The organism is Streptomyces sp. NPDC030222 (genome assembly GCF_055573115.1).
This window is the reverse complement of record NZ_JBVICA010000064.1, coordinates 1-2,423: the sequence shown is the minus strand read 5'-3', so window position 1 is coordinate 2,423 and position 2,423 is coordinate 1. Positions and strand designations below refer to the sequence as shown.

1 protein-coding gene is annotated in these 2,423 nt (G+C 71.2%); it reads right to left on the bottom strand.

Annotation, left to right across the window (positions count from 1 at the left end; genetic code table 11):
• Positions 1 to 2,423: type I polyketide synthase (locus tag ACZ4Z5_RS33290; protein WP_468270012.1), on the bottom strand; the 2,423-nt coding region annotated here is incomplete at both ends.

The window sequence follows — 2,423 nt, the reverse complement described above, 5'->3', positions numbered from 1 at the left end:
TTCAAAGGCAGTTCGAGAAGCGCGTCCATCCGGGCGCAGACCGCGTCCAGCGCATCCGCGAACACCGGGTACGTCTCGTAGAGCTCACGCCCCATCCCCAGCCGCTGGCTCCCCTGACCGGTGAACAGGAACGCCAGCCCGCCACCCGACGCCGCGCCCTGCACGAGCCGGGACACCTGCTCACCGGCGGCGAGGCCACTCAGGCCGACGGCCAGTGCCTCACGGTTCGCCGCTTCGGTGACCAGAACAGCTCTCGACTCCAACCTGGACCGCCCGGTCGCAAGCGAGTACGCGATGTCAGCGGGGGCGGCCTGCTCGTTCTCGGCCAGCCACGAGACGAGCTGCTGTGCCTGGGCGCGTAGCCCGGCAGTGTTCCTGCCGGTGACGACAAGCGGCAGGACCGGAGCGTTGGTACCGGTTCCGGTGCCGTGTCGGGGTGCCTTCGCCTCGTCCGCGATCGGCGCCTCTTCGATGATCGTGTGGGCGTTCGTACCGCTCAGGCCGAAGGATGAGACGCCGGCCCGGCGGGGTCGGCCGGTCTCCGGCCACGCGCGTCGTTCGGTCAGGAGCTCGATGTCGCCGGCCGACCAGTCCACGTGCGGGGTGGGCTCATCGACGTGCAGGGTCTGCGGAAGCACTCCGTGCTGCATCGCCAGCACCATCTTCATCACGCCCGCGACACCCGCCGCGGCCTGCGTGTGACCGATGTTCGACTTGATCGACCCCAGCAGGAGCGGCCGGCCGGCCGGGCGGTCCTGGCCGTACGTGGCCAGCAGCGCCTGCGCCTCGATCGGATCACCGAGCCGCGTACCCGTACCGTGCGCCTCCACCGCGTCCACCTCAGCGGCGGACAGACCCGCACCCGCCAGAGCCTGACGGATCACCCGCTGCTGCGACGGACCGTTCGGCGCCGTCAGACCATTGCTCGCACCGTCCTGATTGATCGCCGAACCACGCACCACCGCCAGCACCGGATGCCCGTTGCGCCGGGCGTCAGACAGCCGCTCCACCAGCAGCATGCCCACACCCTCACCCCAGCCCGTACCATCCGCCCCAGCAGCGAACGCCTTGATCCGGCCATCCGCAGCCAGTCCACGCTGACGACTGAAGTCGACGAAGGCGTCGGGAGTGGACATCACGGTCACGCCACCGACGAGCGCCATGGAGCACTCGCCCTGCCGCAGCGCCTGAACGGCCAGGTGCAGGGCGACCAGCGACGACGAGCAGGCCGTGTCGACCGTGATCGCCGGGCCTTCGAGGCCGAACACATAGGAGAGACGGCCGGAGACGACGCTCGCGGCGTTGCCCGTGCCGACGTGACCTTCGAGGCCGTCGGCTTCGCCCGCGACCAGGGAGACGTAGTCCTGGCCGTTGGTGCCGACGAAGACGCCGGCCGGGCTGCCCTTCAGCACGGCGGGATCGATACCGGCCCGCTCGAACGCCTCCCAGGAGGTCTCCAGCAGCAGACGCTGCTGCGGATCCATGGCGAGGGCCTCGCGCGGCGAGATCCCGAAGAAGTCCGCGTCGAACTCCGCTACGTCGTACAGGAATCCGCCCTGGCGGGTACAGGAGGTGCCGGGCGCCTCCGGGTCGGCGCCGTGGAGGCGGTCCAGATCCCAACCACGATCCGCCGGGAACTCGGCAACCGCATCCGTACCCTGGGCGACAAGCCGCCAGAGGTCTTCCGGCGTCCGTACCCCACCGGGGAACCGGCAGCTCATCGCCACGATCGCGACCGGGTCGTCGTCGGCGGCCACGGCGGTGGGAGACGAGGCGTCCGCCACCGGCTCGCTGCCCACGAGCTCTCCGCGCAGGTATTCCGCGAGGGCCGATGAGGTCGGGTAGTCGTACACGAGGGTGGCGGGGAGCTGCAGCGCGGTGGCCGCGCCCAAGCGGTTGCGCAGGTCGACTGCGGTCAGGGAGTCGAATCCGAGCTCCTTGAACGCGCGGTCGGCACCGACGGCGTCGGAGCCGTCGTGCCCGAGGACGGCAGCGACGTGCGTTCGGACGAGGCTCAGCAGCTCTCGGTCCTGCTCGGTCCGGGGCAGTTCGGCCAGCTTCGCGAACGCTGCGCCCGCGACGTCGGCGCCCGTCACCACGGTCCCGTGACCGGTGACCGCGGCGTCGCCCCCCGGTCCGCCGGGGACGAAGTCGGCGACCAGCGGGTTGGGGCGGACGGCTGCCACAACGGCCGAGAAGCGGTCCCAGGTGATGTCCGCGATGGTCACGGCAGCGTCGTCGGCACCAACGGCCTGTGCCAGCGCGGCGATCGCGGCGTCGGGAGCGATCGGAGGCACACCTTCGCGCCGCATCCGCGCGTCCATCGTTTCGTCGGCGGCCATGCCGACCTCGGCCCACGGACCCCACGCGATCGACGTAGCCGCCAGGCCGGCGGCACGCCGCTGCTCGGCCAAGGCGTCCAG